General features: G+C 41.7%; 6 protein-coding genes and 1 riboswitch. Of the genes, 1 reads left to right on the top strand and 5 read right to left on the bottom strand.

The annotated features are described in order from the left end of the window. Nucleotides 1–25 precede the first annotated feature (25 nt). The 3 genes from AC6I5A_RS04955 to AC6I5A_RS04945 form a co-directional block, all read right to left on the bottom strand. Complete coding sequence (locus tag AC6I5A_RS04955) at nt 26–433, bottom strand: TadE family protein (RefSeq protein ID WP_034612471.1); 408 nt, start codon at nt 431–433, stop codon at nt 26–28. Nucleotides 434–521: 88 nt separating this feature from the next. Beyond that, a complete protein-coding gene (locus AC6I5A_RS04950; RefSeq protein WP_497900502.1) occupies nt 522–698 on the bottom strand; it encodes a Flp family type IVb pilin in 177 nt (58 codons plus the stop codon). Between the two features lie 333 nt (nt 699–1031). Next, entirely contained in the window at nt 1032–1703 is a 672-nt protein-coding gene (locus AC6I5A_RS04945) for a prepilin peptidase (RefSeq protein WP_034612469.1), read from the bottom strand. Nucleotides 1704–1850: 147 nt separating this feature from the next. Continuing rightward, a riboswitch (cyclic di-GMP riboswitch) is annotated at nt 1851–1939 on the bottom strand. A 304-nt stretch (nt 1940–2243) separates the two neighbouring features. Between AC6I5A_RS04945 and AC6I5A_RS04940 the strand changes: the two genes are divergently transcribed. After that, nucleotides 2244–2552: a zinc-ribbon domain containing protein gene (locus AC6I5A_RS04940; RefSeq protein WP_497900501.1), complete on the top strand. Its 309-nt coding sequence runs from the start codon at nt 2244–2246 to the stop codon at nt 2550–2552. Between the two features lie 95 nt (nt 2553–2647). On the opposite strand, the gene AC6I5A_RS04935 is transcribed toward AC6I5A_RS04940, so the two are convergent. Beyond that, nucleotides 2648–4321 (bottom strand): ribonuclease J, encoded by a 1674-nt coding sequence (locus AC6I5A_RS04935; protein ID WP_034612467.1) that lies wholly within the window; start codon nt 4319–4321, stop codon nt 2648–2650. 196 nt (nt 4322–4517) lie between these two features. Then, nucleotides 4518–5330, bottom strand: a complete 813-nt coding sequence (nudC, locus tag AC6I5A_RS04930; protein WP_034612465.1) for an NAD(+) diphosphatase — start codon at nt 5328–5330, stop codon at nt 4518–4520. Nucleotides 5331–6108 lie beyond the last annotated feature (778 nt).

Genomic DNA, 6108 nt, shown 5'->3' with positions numbered 1-6108 from the left:
TTAGATTCGTGTTCACTTGATAGGTTTACTCAACCCGCATGACATAATTGGTCTGTATCGTGTACGTTTGTCCCAGGATTGTGGATAAAATTGGCGTGAGCAAATCGATGTCGGCGCTTAGTGATAAATTGATGTTCTCAATAATCGGTGTTGTCATATCAACATTGATGTTTGTAAAGCTGGCGGGGAGCTCTGTTTCGATTCGGGTTTGTGCCGCTGTCTTTACAGCAACTTCATTAACATCACCTGCAACGGTGATTTCATGATAATGAACGGCCGTATACCGGGCGGTATCTCTGCAAGCGTTGTTGGCCAGAATCTGATTGCCAAAAATCCAGCCAAAATCAATGATGCCACCCAGCAACAAGATTAAGATCGGCAGCACCAGTGCAAATTCCACCAAGGCTTGACCGTCTTCGTTATGAAAGCGCATATCCCTCACCACCCTTCATTGAAAAAGAATCCGGCCCCGGTAAGAGCTCCGGGACCGGGTATTTCAATTGCAATTATAAAAATTATCCTTATCCTTCTTCTACAGGGGGTGCAAATTCCAGATCAGTAAATAGAGTATCAAGTTTACCTGACAAAGCTGCAAGTGTACCAATCAGAACAACGGCTACCAATGCAATGATGAGTCCATACTCTACCATGCCCTGCCCACTTTCCTCGTCTTTTAGCCAATTCAACAATTTTCCCATTTTCTCTTCCTCCTTATAAAACTTATTATTAATTTATTTAATTTGTAGCAAAGTAAAAATCCTTTGTTACAAACAAATACCCCTGCTAAAGAGAGTGATTTGAACTAACAACGATATTAAAAACTAACAACGGTATTCAGGTATTAGCATGAAGTGCTTTTCCCGCACCCGTTAAACTTCCAACTACTGAAATGACGATAAAGTCAATTTGCTCATTTGGAATCTTAAATATCACTTACCCCCTAAAAGAAAGGATCTGCTTCGTATTAGAGAGTAGGGAAGTGAGTCATGCCAGAAGGAATATTATTTTCTGAATGCGCTTATTAAAATTCCTTAAAGTATGGCGATATTCGCGCCAATGGAGATAAGGGCAACAATTAGTCCAATCATCATAAACGGGCCGTAAGCGAACATACTCTTCAGGGTTAATCTGTAAGTTTTCATACCGATGAAGATAAAGATCAGCATGGCGACACACATGACCAGGACAGCGGATAAAATATGCGGATAGCCTAAAACCAAGCCCATAGCTCCTGCTAACTTCACATCTCCCGCCCCGACTTTATCGAAACCGACAATAGCAGCGACAATCATAAATAAGATCATGATCCCCAGCATACAGGCAACAGCGATAAGCAGCGATCTGCCTCCAAAGTGAATTAGTTGAAAACAAATTCCGATAATTAGGATGGCTATGACAAGTTCGTTAGGTATAGTATGGATGCGGAGGTCGATCATGGCGATCATCGTTGCCAATGAGAAAAGAATCGCAAAGAGAAGCAAATCGAATGGCTTGTCTACCTGAAAACCTGCCCACGCCCAGGCGGCTGCAATGATAATGCAAAAGGCTATTTCAATATAATTCTTGTTAAAAAACAGATCTTCGTTTTTATTATTTCTCTGCAGACACTTTTTCTTTATTAGTTTTTCCGTCCAAATAAAAAGGTAATACCCGGCAACCAGGCCAACAAGGCCATATAAAACTCCATATGTGATATTGCTCAAAATTTACCCTCCCAGTTTAACTTATCCTAGAGAATTCTATATCGAAGTTAATATCTACATCCCTTGCTCATCGTGTGACTGACTGATAAGTATAAAAAAACCCTGTTCCGGCGTTGCCAAAACAAGGAATGACTTTTACTCTCATTTTATGGCAACCCGACTATCCTGGCCTCTATTGAAGCTGTAGACTCGTAGTTTTGCGTCCTCGATTTTCATCGAGTTTGCCTTTATCATTTTGTAATTGTTAGTTTGCAGTATAACATCAATTAATCCCGATTTCAATAGGAAAATAATATTATATTAACGAGAGTTAATAATATTTAACGATTGAATACACTAAATGTCACTATAGGCAGGTTTTTTGGAATTTTTTAACTAAAATATAGGGGTTGACATTTGACTTATATTGGTTTGTTGGTTATACTGAAATAAACTCGTTAGTACTTGTGGATTTGCACAGACCTTCTCGATTGCCTAAGGCTATGGGAAGATTTCCTGAACTTCCCATGTAGCGGGTAATAAAATTGCGGAGGTTTTTAAATGTTTAATGACAAAATTTTAAGTTGTCGGGATTGCGGCCGTGAGTTCGAGTTTACAGCATCTGAACAAGAGTTCTATGCCGAAAAAGGGTTCACTAACGAGCCCGGACGTTGTCCAGAATGCCGTGCTGCCAGAAAAGCACAAAACAGAAATAACGGCGGAGGCGGATATTCTCGTCAGCCCCGCGAAATGTTCCCTGCTGTTTGCGCTACTTGTGGAAAGGACACCACCGTACCCTTCCAACCTTCTGGCGATAAACCTGTGTATTGCCGTGATTGCTACCAACCTCGCGCACGCAGCAATTGGTAAACTGCTCATAGCAGAAACCTTCCCTGGCTTAAATGCCTGGGAAGGTTTTTTCTTTTGCTTCACTATTAAGGCACATTTCTTTCATACGCCTAAATCTACTCATCCGCTTTAACTTCTTGAAAAATCGGAATAATCATCGGACGCCTCTTGGTCTTATCAAAAAGACGTTTACTCACTGTATCCCTTACGCGATTTTGTAAAATGGGGGTTTCCCGGATACCGTTTTTGAGACTGCGTTCGATGGTTTGTTTAACGATCGCTTTTACTTCATCGAGCATTAGGTTGGCCTCTCGAACATAGACAAATCCACGGGTGACAACATTCGGACCGGCTAATATGGTTTTGGTCAAGCTATCGAGTACTAAAATGATTACCAGGATTCCATCCTGGGACAGGAGTGTTCGGTCTTTCATAACGCTATTTCCGATATCCCCTACTCCCAAGCCATCGATAAACATGGGTCCGGCTATCACGTTATTGGCAAACTTTGCCCCAAGATGTGTAAACTCTATTACATTGCCAATCTCGGCCACAAAAATATTATCCCGTGGAATCCCAAGTTGCTCAGCTAATTCAGCATGTTTCATGAGCATGCGGTACTCCCCATGGACTGGAATAAAGTACTTGGGTTTTACCATGCTGAGCATTAGTTTAAGCTCTTCTTGACTGGCGTGCCCGGAAACGTGCATCCCCGAGATGGATTCATAGATGACTTTAGCCCCTAACTTGAAGAGCTGATCAATATTTCGAGAGACTGCTTTTTCATTTCCGGGGATAGGAGAAGCAGAAAGAATAACAGTATCCCCTGGATAAATGGAAATCTGACGATGACTATGCATCGCCATGCGGGTAAGCGCAGCCATCGGCTCGCCTTGGCTGCCTGTCGTCAGGATGCATACCTCATTACCCGGTAAGCGCATAACATCGTCAACGTCAATGAGCGTGTCTTCCGGGATATCGAGATACCCAAGCTCAGCGGCTATGCTAACGACATTGATCATGCTTCTGCCGACGGTAGCAACCTTGCGATGGTATTTGTATGCGGCGGAAATCGCTTGCTGAAGCCGATTGACATTGGAAGCAAAACTGGCGAAAATAACTCGTCCCTCAGCGTCCGCAAAGGCCTTGTCAATATTTTGGCCCACAAGTCGCTCCGACTTTGTAAATCCTGGGCGTTCCACATTCGTACTGTCAGACATGAGACAAAGAACTCCGTTGTCGCCAAGTTCTGAGAACTTGTGTAAGTCAAGAACACCCCCGCTCACCGGGGTATGATCCAGTTTGAAATCCCCCGTGTGCACAATGGTTCCCAGGGGAGAATGAATTGCTAAACCGACAGCGCCGGGTATGCTATGGCTCCCATTAATAAATTCCACAGTAAACGAACCCAGTTTAATGGTATCCCGGGGCTGGATTACATAGGTGGTTACTTGTCCCAATTTGGCCTCAGTAAGTTTATATTGAATTAGTCCGATTGCCAGACGTGTTCCGTAAATAGGCACGTTCAAATGTTTCAATAAATAGGGTAGTCCCCCGATATGATCTTCATGGCCATGGGTGATCAGGATTCCCAGAATCAGGTCTTTATTTTCGATGAGGTAGGTATAATCCGGGATTACGAGATCGACCCCCAACATATCATCGTCAGGAAAACCTAAACCCGCGTCAATTAACAAGATTTGATTATTATAACGGATGACGGTTGTATTCTTTCCAATTTCCCCTAGTCCGCCGAGGGGAATAATTTGTAGTTTGCTCTCTTTGGTCAAGTGAATATTACCTCCTGTAATAAAATTGACTCTCGGCAGTATTCTCAAAAACCATGACAAAAATACGTAAAATTAAAACGCCCACGATATAAAGACATTCTTAAGGAGTATCCTGCCCGCCTGTTACCAGTTAATGTCTTACTATAACTTATTAGAATTGCTATTGCAAGATTTGTGCTTTTCCCACAGAGCTGAATTATCCTTGATCTTGGATAAACGAATCTATTAATTGCCGGGCTATACTTCCTGTATCAGGAATTTGCGGAAGCTGATCGGCCGTAAACCATCCTGCATCCAAGATTTCACTTTTATCAATCTTTATCTCCCCACTATCGTACTCAGCTGTAAAACCTACCATCAGAGAATTTGGGAAGGGCCAAGGCTGGCTGCCGAAATATTGAATGTTTTTAACTTTGAGGCCCACTTCCTCTCCTACTTCCCTTTGCAGGCACTCCTCAAACGATTCTCCTGGCTCCACAAAACCGGCTAAAACACTATAAAAAGCAATTTTGAAACGACTCCCCCTGGCCAATAATATTTCGCGTCCCCGAGTAATCGCCACGATAATCGCCGGGGAAATCCGTGGATAATTGATAAATCCACAAGATGGACAAAGCTTTGCCCTTTCATCCATTTTATTTTCAGTCTGTGTTCCGCACCGGCTGCAATACTGATGGTTACGATCCCAATGTAAAATTTGATAAGCTTTGCCCACCAAGGAAAATAAATCGTCCGGGATCAGAGCGAGTAGCCGCCTTAAGTCGCAAAATGACATCCCTTCCGGTGTAACAGTCTCAGGCGAAAGTCCTGCAGCATAACAAGAACGCCCGTCCATTCGACCAAGATATTGTCTCCGGACCGGTTTGATGTTTAACTTATCCGGATCAATGTCCGGTAAGGCAAATTGCCCGTTATTTTCGTAAACAAGGAATTTATTCTTTTGAAACAATAACCAATATGCCTTTACATCCTCTTTCTCCTGGCAACTGTATCCTGGTTCAAAAAACACGCGGCATCCTCTTTTCTCCAATTGAAGTTTGATAAAACTTTTCTCCTGTTATATAGTTATCCCTATGAATCAAAATCTCCTTCTTACTCGATTATTTTTCATAACTCCTTCCCAATCCGCCTTGAGATATTTCTCTAATTGCTTTGCCTTGAGGACTTCGCTGCGCGGCAATCCTTTTTTTGCAAAGGAGCAATAATTTTATCCACACCATTATCCAGTTTTGGCTCATAGCCTTCAATTATCAGGTCCTCAATTTTTCTTGTGAACTCTGTTATTTCCTGTAACTGTAAACGGATGCTCTCTTTTTTATTGAATTGGCTACTGCACTACATAATTAGAGGATCAATGGAGTGTATTATGGTAGGAATAATTTTTGCAATCACTTTTATTTTATTGATAAATGTAACAGCTATTTTAATGCCAAAGCGAATGGTATTGATTGAAATCTACACAACCATTCTTTTCGTTTTGACGTTTGGACTTACAACGGATATTATCTTTGCTTTAAAATATAATTTTTACGGCCATTTCACACAAGGACCCGTTTTTCTCGGTTTTATGATTATCTTCGGGATTTATCCCGCGGCTAATCTAATTATACTAAACTACTTTCCTTTTCAAAAATCTTTGAAGGCCATATATTAATTGCTTCAGGAGCTTACTTAGGTTATGAATGGTTATCTTTAAAGACAGGATGTTTTTATTACACAGTTTGGAAGTTATGGTATTCAGCGCTTTGCTATCCGGTAATAATATCGATCTTAGCTTGGAATTTAAC

The sequence above is a fragment of the Desulfosporosinus sp. Tol-M2 genome (assembly GCF_059735615.1).
The sequence above is the reverse complement of the archived record's forward strand: the minus strand, read 5'-3'. Positions and strand labels throughout refer to the sequence as shown.